Raw genomic sequence first — 18,406 nt, 5'->3', positions numbered from 1 at the left:
ATGGTGCTGTTTTTGTTGATTAGGGAAACCACCGGCTATGCCGGTGGAGGTGCCTCGTAAAAAAGCTTTCGCTTCAAGTATCGAGCGAAGCGAGCTACTAACAAGCAATCTAGCAAGTTTATCAAGCTCGGAAAGAAGCATAAGTGCCCGTTTACGAGCGGCGGAGCAGTAGATGCAAGAGAAAGAATGTTCAGTGCGTCTTTAGATGCCCGCCAGTAAAATGCCCTTCTAGGGCTAGTGCATACCACCAGTTCAACTGGTGGTTTTGATTGATGTCTTTCGACGAAGAAAAATCCCCCAGTTTTACCGAGGAAAGAAAAAGAGTAGTATATTAATAACGACGAGCTTTATGTAAGCTGAAAAAGGCTTTTTTATCTACCCCTGGTGGGTTGTTAAGCTTAAAGACAGACAAGGAAACCTCCCCTGGCTATTACCGCAACAGAGGAGGTTTTGTGTATCTGTAATCTTTTATTCCCCGTACAGGAATTTTTTTAGAATTTTGGCGTTTTCATTAAAGTTTACCGCATACATACTCCTGCCACCCATCCCTTTCATACTGCCATAGGTGCCGGATACTGGGACGGTCATCTCCTCTGTCTGGGATTTTACATATTTGGGTGCTAACATCAGAAGGCTGGTAATTTCGGATTCCTTTAAATTGGTCTGTACCAGGGGGAGAACCCGGTTTAACAGGTTGTTCAGTTCCAGTAGATCTAAGTGTTTTACCTGATTCATGGCCGCCTGGATCACGGTGCGTTGCCGTTCCACCCGCCTCCAATCGCTGTCGATATACCGGCAGCGGGCGTATAGCATGGCGGTTGCCCCATTCAGATGGTTTTCCCCCGGTGTTACCCTCTGCACCTGGTTGGCAATCCCCATCTCCCGGATGTGGTCTTCCGCATAGGTTCCTTGAGGATAGTTGATATAATCGGATTCCGCCTGGCTCAGGCTGATGGTAACCCCTCCCACGGCGTCAATCCCCTCCATAAAGGTACTGATATTCACCCGGATGTAACGGGTGACATCGATTTTATAGCACTCCCGGATTTCCCGCATCATCAGGTCCGCCCCGCCATACCGGAAAGTGTGGGTAAGCCAATCATATTGCCCTTTGTACTGCCCTGCCAGGATGGGGACGGCGGTTGCCCGCTCAAAACTCACCAGTTTTAGTTTGCCATCCTTTTTGTTCACCGAAAGCAGCATACAGGTATCCCCACGGGCGTTATTGCTGAAGGTTTCGCTGCGTTCATCTGTTCCGATGAGCAAGATGTTGAACACATCCTCCGAGCCGAAAATCTCCCCTTCCGCCTTTACTGTATCCTGCTGCTCCAAACCGGAGGTGAGCTGCTCCATCTCGGAGGCGCCGTCCTGGAACTCACTGGCAGTGGGGTCGATGGGTTCGGTTTGGGATACCGTCCCGTCGCTGTACTGCATCAGGGACAATTTGGAATGGTAATACCCATATACCACTCCAAACACCCCTACCACCGAAGCGAGGATGATCAGTAATACCCCGATAAAGCCAGATTTCCATTTCGTTTCCTGTTTGCTCATGATTTCCTCCTTGAAGATGAATCTATTTCAATTTGTGCCAGGTTCTTTTTTGTGATCTGCCAAAGCCGTTCCTGTTGGGAAAGTAGCCTATCCCATGTTTCCATTGGGTTCCGCTCATACACCTGTTCAAACTTGGCCACAATCCGCTGGGCAAGGTGACCCACATCCGCAGTCAGTTCCACATACCAGTCAGTTGCCTGGATATCCTCCAAAAACCACTTCATTTTATCGTGGGTGCCGAAAGATATCAGGGCACAGTTTAAGCCAAAAGGAATCATTTGGGAGTGTCCCCGCATCCCCAGCACAACATCCATCCTCTGGTAAAACGAAATCAGCTTATGGGGCAGCCAGAAAGCGGCGTTGACCACCTGGCATCTGACCCCCTCCCGTTGGAGGTATTCCACAAATTTGCCATCCACCTCACAATGGAGGAGATAATACAGCCGGTACCCCTTTTGCTCCAGGGCTTTTGCCGCCTTTGCCACCTGTTCCAGAATTGTCCGCTTGTTTGCGCCGAACCGCAGCTCCTCCCGGTCAAACGCCATATTGAGGGCGATGTTTCCGGTTTGTTGTTTCCTGGGCAATTGGTACAGCTTGCGGATCAATGTCGTGGTACAAGGCTGGTATTGGATTTTGGAACCGAAGGGCTCCCCCACCAGATTTTGGATTGCTTGGATGCTGCCATAGTTCCGCAGCCCTACAAATTCGGCTTTTTGTAACAGCAGTTTTAGGTTCTCCACAAACGCAATGTTGTTCTTTTGCCCCCTAAAATTGTTAAACCCAACCGAATACACCACAATGGGCACTTGGATTTGTCGAAGCAGTTCCGAAGAAATCGCCCATTGCCATCCACTTTTGCTGTTGGGGTTGGTATCTGGCAAAAACAACCCTCCCCCGCCGATGATCAGTTTTTTGGTGGAATTGATCCGTTCCACCACCTCCTGGGTGACTGGTTGGCTGACGGTTTGGATATTCCACCCTTTTGGGGAATCCAGCTCGAAGGTTTTCCGCACGCACTGAGACAGGACAGTATCCCCTACATTGCCGGCGACATCATAGGTCACATGGGTATACCTGGGGGAAATTCCAATTTTCCGCTCTTTGAGGCGGTACAGCCGGTTGCGGATGGGATGGTAGATTTCCCGCCCTCTGTAATAGGCAAACCGTTTGATTTTAGGAATGAGTTCCATGATTCCCCTCCCTGAATTTGATTTTTTTGAAAAACTGGAACAAATGGTTCCGAAACACAAATAAAAAGAGAATAAAACCGATACCAATGAGCAGGTAACGGAGCAACGGCCTAGTATAACTGAACATGAGCATACCGGAAACAACCGTTGTCACCCCCAGGGAGAGGAACAGGAAGGAATCCTGATACAGCCTGACCTTGAGGATGCGGCGGGTGATGAAAAAATGGATGAACAGCAGGGCGGTATAGCTGGCAAATGTGGTGTAGGCTGCCGCGATATATCCGAATAGCGGAATAAAAATGGCGTTTAGCCCAATGTTGAGCAGCGCGGCGAAAATCGTCCCCCTGGAAACGTATTTGGTTTTTTTCAGGTGCATCTCGATGTTCACATAATGGGTGTAGATGTACTGGCAGATAATCCCCAGCACAATCGGAGGCACACACCATATCCCTTCCGCATACTGTTCCCCGCCTAAAATCCGGATTGCCTCAGGGGCAAACCCGATACATGCAAACCCGATAAAACACCCCAGCAGAATAACCGGCTTGACGTTTTTACGGATGGCGTCAAAATTCCTGGCAAAATAATTGTCGTGGAACCAGGGCAGCCAGCCTTCCGCCACAGCGTTTGTCACAATCGAGAGCAACAGCCCGTAATTGGCGGATAAGCTGTACAGCCCCGTCACCTCCGGCCCACAGATTTTCGAGATAAACAGCCGGTCAGACTGGGAAAGGATATTCATGGAGATGGTATGTACCACCAGCGGACCGGAAAGCGCCAAACCATACTTCCAATATTCCCAACGAAAATGGATCTGACCTTTCCACAGGGAGCGTATCCAAAATACCGCAGAAAGCGCCACTGTGGGCAGGACAATCCCGATCACCCGGGCAATATATTTTTTGTTGTCCACAGAGAGTACCAATACCAAAGAGATGGCTACCGTTGTCAGGGCGGTGTACCAGGCAATGGCGATGTTCTGCTTATACTGGTACCGGTAGCGATATCCATTTTGCACAAAGGCAATTGCTGGGGAAAAAAACAGGTAGACCACCAACAGCACCACCAGCAATGGGTCCAGTTCCAAAAAACGAGAAACCGGCTTTAAAAACACCAGCAGTACCAGGGAAATTCCTCCGGTTACTACTGCGGAAAGCAGTTGCATGGAACCGATGTATTCCTCCAGCTTACCGGGAAAATCCAATTTGGCACGCCCGATGCTGTACGTCAGGTTTAAGGTGCAGAAGGTAAGGAGCAGGGCGTACCAGGAACTAAAGGTGGCGGTAATGCCATAATCGGTCTGGGATAGGATGCGGGTAAAAATCGGGGTGGTGAGGAGGGACACCGCCTTGACCATCACCGAAGAAACCACATACCACAGCCCCGCTTGAAAAGCGATATTTTTATCCTGGCTCATGGCTCCTCCAACAACTGTTCCACAATCTCCCGGATAACGCCCTGCCCGCCTTTGGCGGAGGCGATGTAATCCGCCGCCTGCTGTACGCAGGGCATGGCGTCAGAAGGGCAGCAGCCATAGCCAACAGTCCGCACCGCTTCCAGGTCATTGATATCGTCCCCCACATACACCACTTGTTCCAGAGAAATTCCATATTTCTCACAGCGCTTCTGGATGGCGGCCAGCTTATCCTTACAGCCGGATTCCAAAAAATCCAGCCGCAATTTATCCGCCCGCCGTTGGTTCAGCTCTACTTCCTCGCTGGTGATGATACCGGTGATAATCCCCTTTTCCCGTAGCATCCCAAACCCCATGCCGTCCCGGGTGTTGAATTTTTTCAGCTCGTCCCCTCGCTCGGAGTAGTACATTCCCCCGTCGGTCAGGCAGCCGTCGCAGTCGGTGAGGAACATCCGGATATTGGAAGGACGCCTGATAAGAACAGGGTTGTTTTTCCGCATCAATGCTTCCACAATCGCCCAATCCCTTGGTTCGTCCACCTCGAAAAAACTGTCCTCATCCATTTCCACTGCCTTGATTTTTCCGGAAACACGGTTTTGGGTGCGAAGCAAATCCTCCCGGGAACAGATGTAAAACGCCCCGTTTTCCACCAGATACCCCTCAAATTCTTGCCTGCGGGGTCGCTGGAATACATCGTAGTTGGTAGGCAAGGCAAACCCGTTGTTTACCTTCCACTGGAACCGCTTTTGCCGTACCACCGAAACAATGCTGTCCGTGCCATCTGTTTGCAATGCCTGGAACCCGTTGGTCAAATCCTGGCTGGACAGCAAGGGGGATGTTGCCTGGACAAGGGCGATGTTTTCAAACTCGTGCTGTTGGGCAAATTCCAGCATCACCGATTCGGTGGAGGCGGTATCGGTAGCAGTTTCCTCGCTCCTGCCCACCACCTCCAGTTTGGAGAACAGTTGTGGTTCTTTGGCTTGGAACTGTTCCACCACCTGTTTGATCTCCTGGCTTTCGGTGGAAATATAAACACGGTCAATCTGGGGGCACTGGCAGGCGGCTTTCGCGGTCCAGTAAACCAATGGTTTCCCACAGATTGGCTTGATGTTCTTCATGGGAATGGATTTGCTTCCACCCCGTACCGGAATTAATGCGATATTCATATAGAACCCCCTTTTTGTATGGTTTCCCTGCCATAATCATCCTGGTAGCGGATGATGTCATCCTCCCCAAAATAGTCCCCAATCTGCACTTCGGTGAGGATCAGGGATTCGGTTTTATCCAGGTTGGCAAGCCGGTGTTTGCAGGTTTTGGGGATGAACAACGTGGTGCCACAGCGCACGTTCCGATAGGATTCCCCAATCTGCACCATCCCTTTCCCATGGACTACAATCCAGTATTCTTCCCTATGATTGTGAGATTGGAGGCTGAGCTGTTCCCCCGGGTTCACCGAGATAATTTTGGACTGGTAAAAATCGTTGAGTACGGTAGTTTTGTAGAATCCCCAAGGACGGTGATACACCTCATAATCCACAACGCCTTCATCCAGCTGGAAAAAGTCATAGTTTAGATCCGCCCGGATATCCTGTAACAGCAGGGCGTGCATCTGTTTTTTGGTGATGATGTTTACCAGATGGCCGTAGGCGTCCACAATCGGGATAAAATCAATCGACTGGTTTTTGAACAGCTCCCCAGCAACCGAAATTGGTTGGGTATTTTTCAGGCTTTTGCAGGCGGTGTGATAAACCCCTTCGATGGGCTGCCCCACCAATATCCCTTTGATGAGTGCACGCCGAATATCCCCATCCGTGAGGGTTCCTAACACCATGCGATGGTAATCCGTTACGATTAAAAAGCCTTTGGTGTTGTGGTCAATCCGCTGTAACGCCTCCAGCAGCGTATCGGTGGGTTCCACCAGATAATCCGTTAGCCTGCTGTTCATTCCAAATCCCCCTTTGCCCCTTATCTGGGGCGGTATTTTAGTTTTTCCCGCTGCACCTGTTCAATGGGGAGGACTTCCTCCTCTTTATAGGTTAGGGCCTGCTGGGTGTGGTGCAGTTCCCCCACCAGTTTGCGCAGATCCTCCGGTTCCAAAGAAGCGGCATGATCAGTGCCTTTCCAGCTCCTGTCCAGGGTATAATGGCGTTCTATCAAATCCGCCCCCAAAGTATAGGCGGCGATATCCACCCCAATCCCCAGATGGTGGCCGGAAAACCCAATGGCTTTGACACGGTTGCCATACTCTTTGCGCATGCGGGTAATCTCCAAAAGGCAGACATCTTTGTATGGCACAGGATAGCCAGAAGTACAGTTGAACAGCACCAAATCCTTAGCACGGCGGTTCTTTTCAAATAGCCGTACAATCTCTTTTTCCTCCTGGCGGGTGGTCATACCAAACGAAAGCTGGATTTCCCCCTGATAATGGTCGCACAGCCACTGGAGCATCTCGTAGTTGTTGTTACAGGCGGAGGGGATTTTGATAAACTCAGGCTGGAGGGAAGCGATTTCCTGGGCGGAAGTTAGATCCCACACAGAGGTGGAGTAGATCACGCCGTATTCCTCACACCATTTTTTTAACTGGGCGTGCTGTTCCAGGGTGAACTCCAGGTATTCACGGTGTTCCCCGTAGGTTGCCCCGTAGGAATTGACTGGGTTGGGGTGAGGGGCGTTGTACTGTTCGGGGGTGAGTAACTCCCGGTTATTCCGCTTTTGGAATTTTACCGCATCTACCTTACAGTAAACCGCCGCAATCTGGATGAGCTGTTTCGCAACCTCCATTTCCCCCATGTGGTTGCATCCGGCTTCAGCTATGACAATTGGTTTTTGATACATATAACTACCTCCGTATTTGATTGAAGTTGGTGACTGCCTGGTTTGGAATAGGAACAACACAGTACACCGGGGCAGCGCAGGCAAACAAAAGATAATAAATGGTGTACTGGAAGGTGTGGTAAAGCCAGCCCTCGGTGGTGTATAGCACCAACATGGCGAAAAAACAAAGGGAGGCTACCAGTAAAATCCTGTTGCTGGTAGTGTGGTAGGCGGTAAACCGTTTGCCAATGAGGAACCACACCGCCACAAAGCAGCTAACCCCTAGCAGCCCTGCCTGCATGGTGATTTCCAGAAAATAGCTGTGGGCGGAAACCAGAGTTCCACTGGTGATGTCAAACGGAATTACTGTCAGCCGACCTCCCGCGATTGTCCCCTGCCCCAACCAAAGGTGTTGACGGATGATCCGAAATGCTTCGTCCCAAATCCCCGTCCTACCGGAAAAAGTCAGGTCTTTTTTGAGTATCTTTTCCACTAGGTAGGGAAACCATTCTTGTACCCGGAACACCACAATGCTCACAAATACAACAATGTACAACAGCACCAGCCAGAAAAATAGCCTTTTATGGAATCGGGGATATTTGAGAAGCGCCACCGTTACAATACTCAGGTACGCCACCGCACCGCCCACTACGCCAGTAGCGGTCCAGGAAACCACAACGCTTCCATAAGCAAGGGTGATTATGGCAAAGTTCCACAGGGTCAGCCTTCCGTGGTGGGCGAACGAGTTCACCGCTACCACCAGCATATAGGGCACCATGTAATAGGGCAGTTCGTTATCCGACACCAGTAGGTTATAATAGTTCCCACTGGTGGGGGATACCCCAAAATAATCCGGCTTTACCAACTGGAAAAACAGGTTGAGCAGAATCAGCAGCCCCATAAGGTACTGGATGGTATTGAGTACCATCATGGGATCAATCTGAAAAAATAAATCCATAAGCAGCAAAAATGCCGCCAGCTGGACACTGTAATAGATGGCGTAAGCCAACGGTTTTCCGGTGTGGTAGGTGCTGTACACCATAATGGCGACGAACAGCAGCAAAAACCAAGTGATACTGGAGGGCATCCGCTGCTGCCAGATGTAAAGCAGCAGGATCAATACCAGTTCAACGGCACAAAACCATTTGGGAACCAATCCGGTATACAGGTTGACCTGAATGAGGGGGAGGAACAATGCCCCAAAGAGGAACGCATATGGATTGAGCCTGCGTTTGAGCAAATTCATCTTGTCCCCTCCTTTTGTAGCATTATGTGAAAAGCTGTTCCAGTTCCCCGATGGTTTCCGGAAGTTTTACCATCCCTTCAAAGCATGCGGCAAAGCGGTCCAGCTCCACCTTGAAATCATGGGATATCTCTTGGGGTTCCAGCAATTTTGCCAGCGAGATGGTGGGGATACCATAAAAAACCGAGGATGTAACCAACGTTGTTGTGGTAAACCCTACCACACACCTTGGAAGCTGTTCCAGCTGGCTGAACAGCTGCTCCTGAGCTGTTTGATAATCGGTATCCATCACACAATCCAACGATTGGTATCTGGTTATAGTATGTTCCCTGGGATGGGGTTTAAACACCACCGGAATGTTTTTTTGGCGGCAAAAATCACAAATATGCTGGTATAACTTCAGGTCGGCATCCTGTTGGAGCTGCCCTGTAGTATGGTAAAGCTGGTTGCTGATCACCACAGCTTTTTCGTACTGCCGCTTTAATTTTGAGGAAACCGGGATGTTTTGCAGCTGGAAGGCTTTCCGGTATAAATGGGATACCTGCCAGTTGGGAAGAAATTTTTCCCGCACCCCAGGCAGCAGCAACGGACGTTCTTCCAGCCGGTGGCTCCGCTTGAGCAGATGGTTCCGCAGCGGGTTGAAAACCCCGTATTGAAGCAGCCCTCCCAAAAACTGTTTCCAGCTGCGGGTGTTGTGGAAAACCTCCTTTGCCCAGCCCCAGGGGGAACGCATATACGCCCCAAGGCCCTCGTCAATCACCACCCCAATAGCAGACCTGCCCCAAGCATCTTCCAGCTTGGACATCAGCCAGTATTGAGGGGCCACCGGAGATAAAAAGAAAACGTTATCCTGTCGGGGCCGATTCCAAAAAAAACGGTAGTAGCAAAGTTTTGCCCGCAGTTTCTGGGGAAACGTTTTTGCCACAGAACGGGTAGTAACCCAAAGGATGTTCAGTTGGACCCCTTTTATCGTGGGGATTGTTATGTTTTCCAACGCTTTTCCGTAACCCTGTGGAACTAAAATCAAACCATTGACCCTTTTGTGCTCCTGTTGCTGTTGAAGGACAAAGGAAAGCACCCCATAATAGTGCCAGGGGGTTGTGATGAACGCCATCAGGTTGATCCCTTTACTCCGGTACTGCTGCAATAATTCTTCAAAAGAAACCACTTCCTGTCCCATATTAACCCTCTTCTGGCGGGAATACCCGGCTCAACTGCTCCAAGTAGGCATATCCATGTTTTTCATCTGGTTCCAGGTATGCCCCTTCCGCCCACTCGTTCCAAGCATTTAAAAAGATTACTGGCTGCTGACCGCTGCGCAGCACCTTTTCTCTTAGTTGGGACAGATAGCAGTAAAATTTTTCCGGCGTTGCCCCCAGATGAACCAATCCGGTTTTGGTGCGGGCGGTATTATCCCAATCCACAAATGCCCCTTCAATCAACTTTGGGGAGGGGTTGGAACGGATTATCCGTTCCCACATCCGGTCATAATCCAACCTGGCCTGTTTCTTTTCCGCTGGCTGGCGTTTGTGTTTGACCGCCTCAAACAAGCGTTCCACCATCCATTGGCAGTGGATGGGCTTTAAACCGCGGTAGGCAGCTTGTAGGCGACGAAGTTTTTTCATTTTTTCCTCAGTGTACGCCATAGCAAAAAAAGGATGGAATTTAATCTGATAGGAAAAACGCCCCATCTGGTAGGAAGGGGAAAAATACCAGTTGGGATTTTGGATCATAAAACAAATTCCAGGGAACCCCTGTTTTCGCATCTCGGTTTCCCAATACTCCAGCATCTGGTCCACCTGTGGAATCTGTTCCGGTTTGTAAATGAGGAATACCGGCTTTCCATCCAAAGTGATATACCGCTTATCTCGGAAAAATGGGAGCAAATACTCCAAATGGGATTTCCATTCCTTTTTGCCGCCGTAATCCTGGGCGACAATTAGTTCCTGATTGCCGCCGTCCCAGTTCTTCGTCCAATTCTCGTTTGCCCAGCTAAAGCAGAATGGAATGGTAACCTCAGGGTTTGCCAACATTTGTTCCGCTGGTTTTTCCAGCAGCTTTTTGCCGTTCTGGAACCAGTAGTGGTAGTAACAGAACCCAAACACCCCATGCCGCTGCGCCAAATCCGACTGCCAGATTTTCACTTTGTCATCCATGAGGTTGTAGTAATTCTGGTTGAGGGGAATTTTCGGCTGGTAATGGTTTGGAAACAACGGCTTTGCCTTTTTGGTGTTGGTCCACTCGGTGAACCCTTTCCCCCAAAACCTGTCATTCTCCGGAATGGTGTGAAACTGGGGCAGATAATAGGCGATCACTTTTATCCCTTTTCCATCGTTAATCTCCGCCATGGATATCCCTCCTTTCAAACTTCCCTTGTTGTGGTGATTGCGGAGCAACCCCCATTGTTTTTGATGGGGGTTACCGGAAAGCTCTCGTTTGACATCACTTACCGGATCATCCGCAGCCTCAATTTTCAAAATTTGATTTTGTCGGCCCGCTTTGCCTGAAACCAATGTTTTTTGGCTGGATATTTCCAACGGCGTAGCAATGACTCCAAACCTCTTTGCGGGAAAATGATACCTCGTTGTCGGTTGCCTTGGGCAGCGCTCCGCCTGATTGCTGGCTGGTCTGATCTGGCAACCGTTTGGAAAACCAGTTTTTCCTTTTTTCCATTCCGTATTACGAACCAATTTTTAGTTCTTACCTATCCGGTTTCAACGCCTGCTTTAACCGGTCCAAAAAGGCGGTACCATACCGCAAATCCGGCTCCATATAGGCACCTTCCCCCCACTCGTTCCAGGAATTTAAAAAAATCAGCCTGTGTTCCGGCTGTTTGTGTGCTACCTGCCGCAGTGCCTGCTGAACCGCAACCGAAAAATTTTCCGGCGTCCTGTTGTAATAGATAATCGCCCGCCGCCCCGACCTTGGGGTGCGGTCCCACCCCGCCATCAGCTGTGGGTACACATTCTCTTTGGAGTCCTGGGAAGTATAAAAATTCCGGACAATTTTGCCATAATCGTATTTGTCCAACACCAGCCCAGGGGAAACCCTCCGCACCGCTCCGTGGAATGTTTTTTTCAGCTTTCCGCCGGTTTTGATTTCAGCGTATTTCCGGTTAACCGACTGGATGGCGTCAAACCCCATGGCGAAGTATTCCGCAAAACAATCCTCCACCGCCTGTTCCAAATTTGCCAGTTTACCCGCATCCAACGGGGGGACGGATTCCGCCAGCGCCACAAAATGGAACCCTTTTAGCCCGTTTTGTTCCGCCAGATGGTTCCATAAGGTGAGGAACCTGCCGCAATCCGGCATCCCTTTTGGATCGAAAATTACAAACAAAGGTTTACCATCCACCCGGATATACCGATGGTCCTGAAAAGCAGGAAGCATGGTTTGAAAATGCAGGATGTCATCCTGTTCCCCAGGGTATTCCTGCTTGAAAATAGTGGTATCCTGTTGCAGGGTTTTCCCCTTCTGCCAGGTTTTGGTGGACCAATCATGGTTTGCCCAGCCAAGGCAAAAGGGGTAATCCGGTTTTCCGGTTTCCAACACCCGCTGGAACGGCATCTCCAACACCCGTTTGCCGCCCCCAAACCAATAGTGCCAATAGCAGAACCCTTCAATTCCGGCATTGCGTGCCAGTTCCGCCTGGGCGATCTGTATCTGTTGCAGGCGCAAGTCATAAAACCCCAAATCCGCCGGCAGGTTGGGCTGATGGTGCCCTCGGAACAAGGGTTTTGCCTTTGTTACATTGGTCCATTCGGTGAAACCCTTCCCCCAATGTTGGTCGTTTTCCGGGATGGGATGGTATTGGGGAAGGTAAAACGCGATTACCCTGGCTTTTTTTCCGCTCATCTCCTGTAACCTTCTTTCTGTTTTGGGGGATGTTTTGATTGAATTGCTTCCTGATAAATCGCCATTAGTTTGGGATAGTGGGCAGTTCCGGTGTAGTATTTCTGATAGATTTGACGGGAACAATCTGAAAACATCTGCTCTTCCTCCGGTGTAAGCAGTTCCATTTTGCGGATCGCCCCAGCCAGGCTCTCTTTGCTGCCATGGTGGAACAAAAATCCGTTTTCCCCTTCCCGAATCAACTCGGGAATACCGCCAATATCCGAACCGATGATAAGCCGCCCCAACATCAGGGATTCAATGGCGGAATACGGCCCATTCTCGTACCATTCGGAGGGGAGGACAACCGCTTTGGCGTTCCCCACTAGGTGAAACAGTTCCTGTCCAGAACGGAACCCCAAAAGTTCTATCCGGTGGGTTGTTTTTTTCGCCAATATTTGTTCTAATTCTTGCTTTAGCGGTCCGGTGCCTACAATCAATAGCCGAATCCCTGTTTGAATGGCGGAATGAATCAAGGTTAAAATTCCCTTTTCCTTGGAAAGCCGCCCAAAATATAGGTAATAGTCCCCTCTTTGGTTGGGGGCTATCTTAGGCTGTTTCAGGTCCAAAAAGTTGGGCAGATGCACCACCCGATCTGGACGGACTCCAAACTGGAGAAATTTCCGCCGGTAAAACTGGCTTGGGGTAATAATTTTATCGATAACATCGTATTTTTTGGTTGCCTGGTTAAAATAGGCCTCCATGGTTCCCAGCAGGCTTTTCGCGGTGGAATCCTTGATACATTTGTACTTGGTGCAGTTAAAATACCGCTTGCCTTTACATCGCTCGCAGATTTTCCCGTGGGTCATCATCTGATAATTGGGGCAGAGCATCTGCAAGTCATGGGCAGTATATACCACAGGGATATGGTATTTTTTCAGCACGTCCAAAATCGAAAGGGAGAGCTGGTGTTGGAAAATATGCAGGTGGGCAATATCCGGTTTTTCCTTCCGGACCAGCTGTTCCAGTTTTTGTTTTGCCTCCTGGGAATAGATCAGCTTGACCCCCAGCTTCATCTGGCTGGCAATGTTCTGCCGGGCATTGTAGTCGATGTTTTCTACAAAGTATCTTTCATAGGGGGAGGGGAAATTTTTGGGGTCCTTCATGGAAAAATCCACCACAGTATGGTGATGTTGTTCTAGTAGGCGCTTTAGGGCAAAATAATAGGTTTCGCTTCCGCCTTTGATATAAAAAAACTTGTTTACCATTAAAATTTTCACAGCTACCACCTATCAACGCAAAAATAAATTTTCGTATTGGTCTACGATAAAATCCCAGGTATACCCCTGATGGATTCGTTGTTTTGCCTTTTTCCCCAATTGGTGGATTTGTTCCGGTGTAAAATGATCTGCCTGGTCAATCAGGTGGGAAAGGCTGCCCTGCTGTTTCGTCCAATAAACCGCCCCATCCTCCGCCACCTCGCGGTTGAACCCCACATCCAGCAAAAGGTTTAAATCGGTCGTTGCCAGCGCTTCCAACAAGCTGGGGTTGGTCCCTCCTACTTCGTGGCCATGAAAATAACCGTAGGCGTTTTCCCGGATTTTTTTCAACAATTCATAATCATAGACAGTGCCAACAAAATGGATTCTACTATCCTTTTGAAAATTGGTTTTCTCCTGCAACTGCTGTAAAAAATGTCTACTCACATTGGTGATGAGAGCAAAATCTTTTTTGGTATTTGACCTCATAAACTCCTGAAGCATGGTAAGGTAGTTGTTTTCCGGTACAAAACGCCCCACTACTAGATAATATTCGTTTGGACGCAATCCCCTTTTTGACATCCAGTCCAAATATTTTGGGTCGTCATCCCGCAACCTGGATGGATGGGTATCCGCTCCATAGGCAATATAGGTGGTTTTGGGATGGTACTGTTTATATTCTTCCAAAATATACTGCTCTATATTCTTGCTGTCGCAGATGAGTAAATCCGCATACTTTACCATAAACCTCTCAGAAAATTTCCAGTAACGGCGTACCGGAACGCTCCATTTTTCCCGCTTCCATTCATGTCCGTCTGGATTGACGTAAAGAGTTCCACCAAGCTGTTGAATCCGACGTTTATAAGGGGCGATAAATGGGCCAATCCGGCAGGCGAGGACGTAAAAAATGGGATTTTGAATCCAGGGGCGGTTTTTACAATACTGGATGCAGTATTCCAGCCCTGCCAAATCATAATAAACCGCTTTTGCTGGCCCCATAGGAGGAACCTTGATGTTAATGCAATTGACCCCATTATATTCAAACCTGCCTTTTTGGTCGGACATCCGCACTACGTGGTAGCGGATCTGGCTAGATTTCTGGTGTTGAGTCAGTTTTTCCACAAAGGTTTCAAACCCTCCGTAGTTGGCTGGAATCCCTTTGGAACCCACAATAAAAACCTGTTTTTGGCTGCGCTCCTGTTGTTCTGCCGTTCTTGCTCTACCCTCTGTTGCCATAACATCACCTTTCTTTTTCCCTGTTAAAATGGGTATGTAAAACTGCTAGTAAGTCAATGCCATGGTAGATCCGTTTGCCTAATCCGTAAAACAGGATTATGGAAGAAACACTCCAGTATTACACAGTACAACAGGAACCATTCCATAAAATCCAACTAGTCATGACCATCAGCTAAGCTGGTAGCTTGGGTAAGCCCTAAAAGGGCATAGTACCGACAAACATCGAAAGACGTACTGAAATATCTGTCTTTTGCATCACTTGCCCTGCCGCCTGTAAACGGGCAGTTTTCTTCCAACCATAGTTTTTTCGTTACGATAAGATTGCTGGTAGCAGTTCGCTTTGCTCGATGCTTAAAGCGAAAGCTTTTGGGCGAGAGCCTTCACCAGCATAGTCGGTGGTTTCCATAATAAAAAAATTCCAGGTAAACCAAATTTTGGTTTGCCTGGACAATGGTATATGGAAAACAACCGTAGCGAACCAATAGCATATGATGGGGGACATTTCTGATCCCTGCCCCTCTTGATTGGGCTGTGAAATCTTCCGCCTCTCACAACGGTTTATCACAAACTCCACCCTGGTAAAACAGCCCTATCAAAATGAGTTAAGGCTGTTTCCAAAGCAACAGAAGGGCAACTGTTTTACTACCAGTATGCGCTAATTGTACAATTTTATACCGGACAGCTTTATTTTCCCTGTCCGGTAAACACAACTCCTACGGTTTGGAAGATGATCCGCAAATCTACTTTTAAGTTGGAATCCTGTATGTATTGAATATCCAGCTCCATCCACTCCTCAAAACCGATGGAATCCCGCTGTTTTTTTGCCTGCCAGTAACAGGTCAAACCCGGGGTAACCGTCAGCCGCTGGGCATGGTAATCGTTGTACTGGGCAACCTCCCTTGGCAGCGCTGGACGTGGGCCAACCAAGCTCATATCCCCTTTGAATACGTTCCAGAGCTGTGGCAGTTCATCTAAACTGGTTTTACGGAGAAATTTACCCACCCTTGTAATGCGTGGGTCGTGTTCCATTTTAAATACTGGGCCGTCTTTTTCGTTTTGGCTTTGCAGCTGCTCCAATAGCTGTTCCGCATTTACCACCATGGTACGGAATTTATAAAAGCGGAAGTGTTTTCCGTTCCGTCCAACCCTTGTTTGGTAAAAGAATGGGCTGCCTGCTGGGTCATCCAGATAAACGACCAGGGCAATTATCAAGAAAACTGGCAGAAGCACCAGTAAAACAGAGCCGCTTGCCATCACATCCAAACAGCGTTTTGCCATAAAATAGCTTTTTTTCTTTGGAACTTGGGTTACAACGGATTTTTGTTGTAATCTTGTGATTGTAGCATCCATCATGTTACATTCTCCTTTTTATGTAGCCTTGGATGAGCCTGAGGCTACATCCAGATTCCGAATCTTTTCTTTGGGGTGTACGGTGGGTCAATCCTGAAAAATTTCCCCTGGAAAACCCTGTCCGCGTTTTGTTCCAAACGGTTCTGATATTTTTTCAGTTCCGCCATGCCTTCCGCCAAATTAGGAGGGCGGCGGTCCAGGGAATGGACGTCTGAACTGATGATGTGGACCATCCCCCATTGGATTAATTTCCGTAAAAATTTGTTGGTTTTTCCTTTTTTGAGCAAAGAACCTGCATTGACCTGGATCAATACGCCTTGGTGAATCCATTTTTCCAGCAATTCTGGGTTGTCCATCAAAAAGTGGTAACGTTCCACATGCGCTAGGATGGGGATAAACCCTTCCCCGAGGATATCAAACAGGACATCCTCAATCAGGCTGATATCCGGCCGCATGGAAAATTCCATCAACAGGTAGTTTGTACCCTCAATGCAAAATTGTTTTAAATCCAGCTGGGTCAATCCAGTGGAAAAAAAGAGTTCCGCCGCTAGCTTTCCCTGAAACCGCAGCCCCTGACGCTCTGCTTCCTGCATCAGCCTTTGGTGGGATTGTTCCCTCGCTTTTAAGAAATCATCTGGCAGCTGGCGTTCAAAATAAAAATGTGGGGTAAAGGCAATCTGGTTTACACCGGTGGCAATTTCCGCTTTTAACAATTGGATGGATTGCTCGATGTTTTTTGCGCCATCGTCAATCCCGGGCAGGATGTGGGTGTGTAAATCGGTCATACTCTGCCTCCTTCCTGCTGGTTCCCGTAGCCGTAGCCATAACCGTAACCATAACCATAGGAATTGGATTTTTTGGAATCATAGGCGTTTAACACCGAGCCTATGATTGGGATACCCGCATTGCGCAGGTTGGAAACAGAACGTTTCACGGTTGCTACTGGAGTTACTTTGTGCCGCACCACCAGAATCGCGCCATCCGCGAATTTCCCCAGGGCAGCAGCGTCGGTGACCAAGGAAACCGGCGGAGCATCAAAGATAATGTAATCAAACAGGGGTTCCAGCAGGTGGATCAGTTCCTCCATTTGGGGGCTTGCCAGCAATTCGGAGGGATTTGGCGGATATTTTCCCGCTGGAAGTACGGTAAACCCTAATTCTTTTGACTGGAAAGCGGCTTCCGAAAGATCGGATTTTCCACTTAAAACACCGGATAGCCCTTTGGCAAACGCTTTGGTTTGGGCGCCCTGTTCGGTTTGCAGGTAGCTTTTTAAAACCGATTGGCGTAAATCGCAATCCACAAAGATGACCTTTTTTCCTGCTTCCGCCAAAGTGGCAGCCAGGTTCATCGAAACATTGGTTTTCCCTTCCCCTGCGATGGAGGAAGTGATAATCAATTTTTTGCAGTGGTTAGTGGAGGACAAAAATTCTAGATTGGTCCGCAAAGTTTTAAAGGCTTCGGTGTAGGCAAACGAGGTGTTCACCCCCAAAGTTCCCAATTTTACTCTTTTAATTTTTCTATTTGCCATGTCGCCTTCCTCCTTCCAATGGGATCACACCAATTACAATCGAATCTGTAATTTCCGCTAGCTGCTCTTCAGTATTCACCGTATTATCCATGGATTCACGGATGAATATGATAATAGCCGCAACCGCTAAACCAGAAAAAACAGATAATAGCAAATTCCATTTTAAATTGGGGGTTACTGGCTTAGAGCTGGTGCGCGCCTGGCTGATAATTTTACAGGAACCCGCCACCCGATCCTCAATTAGCTGAGGGGCAATCTGTGATATTTTTTCTACAATTTTGCGTGCGTATTCCCCATTTGGATGCACCATGGAAACCTGCATCAGTTGAGTATTGTTCACCGGGGAAACATCAATCTGGGCAGCAAGCGCTTCGTAGGGCATGTCCAAACTCAGTTGGGAAATCACAGGGTTTAACACAGTATCGCTTTTGATAATTACCGCATAGGTATCCACCAGATGGGTAGCAGCGTTATAATCGCTGGTAGTTAAAGTGCCGGTTGCCTGCTGGCTGTTGTTGACAATCATAGTTGTGCTGGCCTGATATTTTGGTGTGATGAAAAAAGCGGTAATCAAATATCCCGCAAGACCTCCAACCAGTGCTAAGCTGATCATAAGGAGGGCATAACGTTTTAAAATTTGGAAAAATTTATTTAATAATACACCTATTTCCATTTGTTTTTGTCCTTGGCCTTTTTCGTTTGATAATAATAGGCCTTGCATAGCAGCATACTGCTGAATGGAATTGTTTCGCAATTGCATCTGCGTTTTTTAACCCCTTTCTCATAACAGTGGTTGGATATATAAAAGGAATAGCCTTGTTCCAATATTGATTCCAGCTAGGTGTTGATTTGTTATTTTTACAATATTAATTTATTTATATATAATTATACTTTGTAATAATATAAATAAAAGTCATTTATTTACGTTTTTGATATCTATATCTTACATGATAAAATCCCTATCTGTCAATAGGGTTTTAAGGAAAT

Annotated in this window: 16 protein-coding genes; all 16 read right to left on the bottom strand. The window is 48.2% G+C overall.

Annotated elements, in window-relative coordinates:
* Nucleotides 1–468: 468 nt before the first annotated feature.
* The gene (locus BQ2683_RS08910; protein ID WP_069988648.1) at nt 469–1,554 is read right to left on the bottom strand and encodes an LCP family protein; all 1,086 of its coding nucleotides are present in this window, start codon (nt 1,552–1,554) and stop codon (nt 469–471) included.
* A complete protein-coding gene (locus tag BQ2683_RS08905; protein ID WP_069988646.1) occupies nt 1,551–2,744 on the bottom strand; it encodes a polysaccharide pyruvyl transferase family protein in 1,194 nt (397 codons plus the stop codon). Before BQ2683_RS08905 ends, BQ2683_RS08910 begins: the two co-directional genes overlap by 4 nt.
* Entirely contained in the window at nt 2,728–4,161 is a 1,434-nt protein-coding gene (locus BQ2683_RS08900) for a lipopolysaccharide biosynthesis protein (RefSeq protein WP_069988644.1), read from the bottom strand. Before BQ2683_RS08900 ends, BQ2683_RS08905 begins: the two co-directional genes overlap by 17 nt.
* Complete coding sequence (locus BQ2683_RS08895; protein ID WP_069988642.1) at nt 4,158–5,324, bottom strand: N-acylneuraminate cytidylyltransferase; 1,167 nt, start codon at nt 5,322–5,324, stop codon at nt 4,158–4,160. Before BQ2683_RS08895 ends, BQ2683_RS08900 begins: the two co-directional genes overlap by 4 nt.
* Complete coding sequence (locus BQ2683_RS08890) at nt 5,321–6,103, bottom strand: CBS domain-containing protein (RefSeq protein WP_069988640.1); 783 nt, start codon at nt 6,101–6,103, stop codon at nt 5,321–5,323. Before BQ2683_RS08890 ends, BQ2683_RS08895 begins: the two co-directional genes overlap by 4 nt.
* A 20-nt stretch (nt 6,104–6,123) precedes the next feature.
* On the bottom strand, nt 6,124–6,993 hold the full coding sequence (locus BQ2683_RS08885) for an N-acetylneuraminate synthase family protein (RefSeq protein WP_069988638.1): 870 nt from the start codon (nt 6,991–6,993) through the stop codon (nt 6,124–6,126).
* 4 nt (nt 6,994–6,997) lie between these two features.
* Nucleotides 6,998–8,218 (bottom strand): O-antigen ligase family protein, encoded by a 1,221-nt coding sequence (locus tag BQ2683_RS08880; protein ID WP_069988637.1) that lies wholly within the window; start codon nt 8,216–8,218, stop codon nt 6,998–7,000.
* A gap of 22 nt (nt 8,219–8,240) precedes the next feature.
* Entirely contained in the window at nt 8,241–9,395 is a 1,155-nt protein-coding gene (locus BQ2683_RS08875; protein WP_069988635.1) for a polysialyltransferase family glycosyltransferase, read from the bottom strand.
* A 1-nt stretch (nt 9,396) separates the two neighbouring features.
* Nucleotides 9,397–10,563, bottom strand: a complete 1,167-nt coding sequence (locus BQ2683_RS08870) for a glycosyltransferase WbsX family protein (protein WP_205408142.1) — start codon at nt 10,561–10,563, stop codon at nt 9,397–9,399.
* A 352-nt stretch (nt 10,564–10,915) separates the two neighbouring features.
* A complete protein-coding gene (locus BQ2683_RS08860) occupies nt 10,916–12,070 on the bottom strand; it encodes a glycosyltransferase WbsX family protein (protein WP_069988633.1) in 1,155 nt (384 codons plus the stop codon).
* Nucleotides 12,067–13,326, bottom strand: a complete 1,260-nt coding sequence (locus BQ2683_RS08855) for a glycosyltransferase (RefSeq protein ID WP_069988632.1) — start codon at nt 13,324–13,326, stop codon at nt 12,067–12,069. Before BQ2683_RS08855 ends, BQ2683_RS08860 begins: the two co-directional genes overlap by 4 nt.
* A 12-nt stretch (nt 13,327–13,338) precedes the next feature.
* Nucleotides 13,339–14,541, bottom strand: a complete 1,203-nt coding sequence (cps2T, locus tag BQ2683_RS08850) for a beta 1-4 rhamnosyltransferase Cps2T (protein WP_069988631.1) — start codon at nt 14,539–14,541, stop codon at nt 13,339–13,341.
* A 684-nt stretch (nt 14,542–15,225) separates the two neighbouring features.
* On the bottom strand, nt 15,226–15,891 hold the full coding sequence (locus BQ2683_RS08840; RefSeq protein WP_083256508.1) for a sugar transferase: 666 nt from the start codon (nt 15,889–15,891) through the stop codon (nt 15,226–15,228).
* A 44-nt stretch (nt 15,892–15,935) separates the two neighbouring features.
* Nucleotides 15,936–16,676 (bottom strand): tyrosine-protein phosphatase, encoded by a 741-nt coding sequence (locus BQ2683_RS08835; RefSeq protein ID WP_069988628.1) that lies wholly within the window; start codon nt 16,674–16,676, stop codon nt 15,936–15,938.
* Entirely contained in the window at nt 16,673–17,419 is a 747-nt protein-coding gene (locus BQ2683_RS08830; RefSeq protein ID WP_083256433.1) for a CpsD/CapB family tyrosine-protein kinase, read from the bottom strand. Before BQ2683_RS08830 ends, BQ2683_RS08835 begins: the two co-directional genes overlap by 4 nt.
* Nucleotides 17,409–18,179: a YveK family protein gene (locus BQ2683_RS08825; RefSeq protein ID WP_069988627.1), complete on the bottom strand. Its 771-nt coding sequence runs from the start codon at nt 18,177–18,179 to the stop codon at nt 17,409–17,411. Before BQ2683_RS08825 ends, BQ2683_RS08830 begins: the two co-directional genes overlap by 11 nt.
* Nucleotides 18,180–18,406: the final 227 nt, after the last annotated feature.

Source organism: Massilioclostridium coli (assembly GCF_900095865.1).
Lineage (GTDB): Bacteria > Bacillota > Clostridia > Oscillospirales > Ruminococcaceae > Massilioclostridium > Massilioclostridium facile.
The sequence above is the reverse complement of the archived record's forward strand: the minus strand, read 5'-3'. Positions and strand labels throughout refer to the sequence as shown.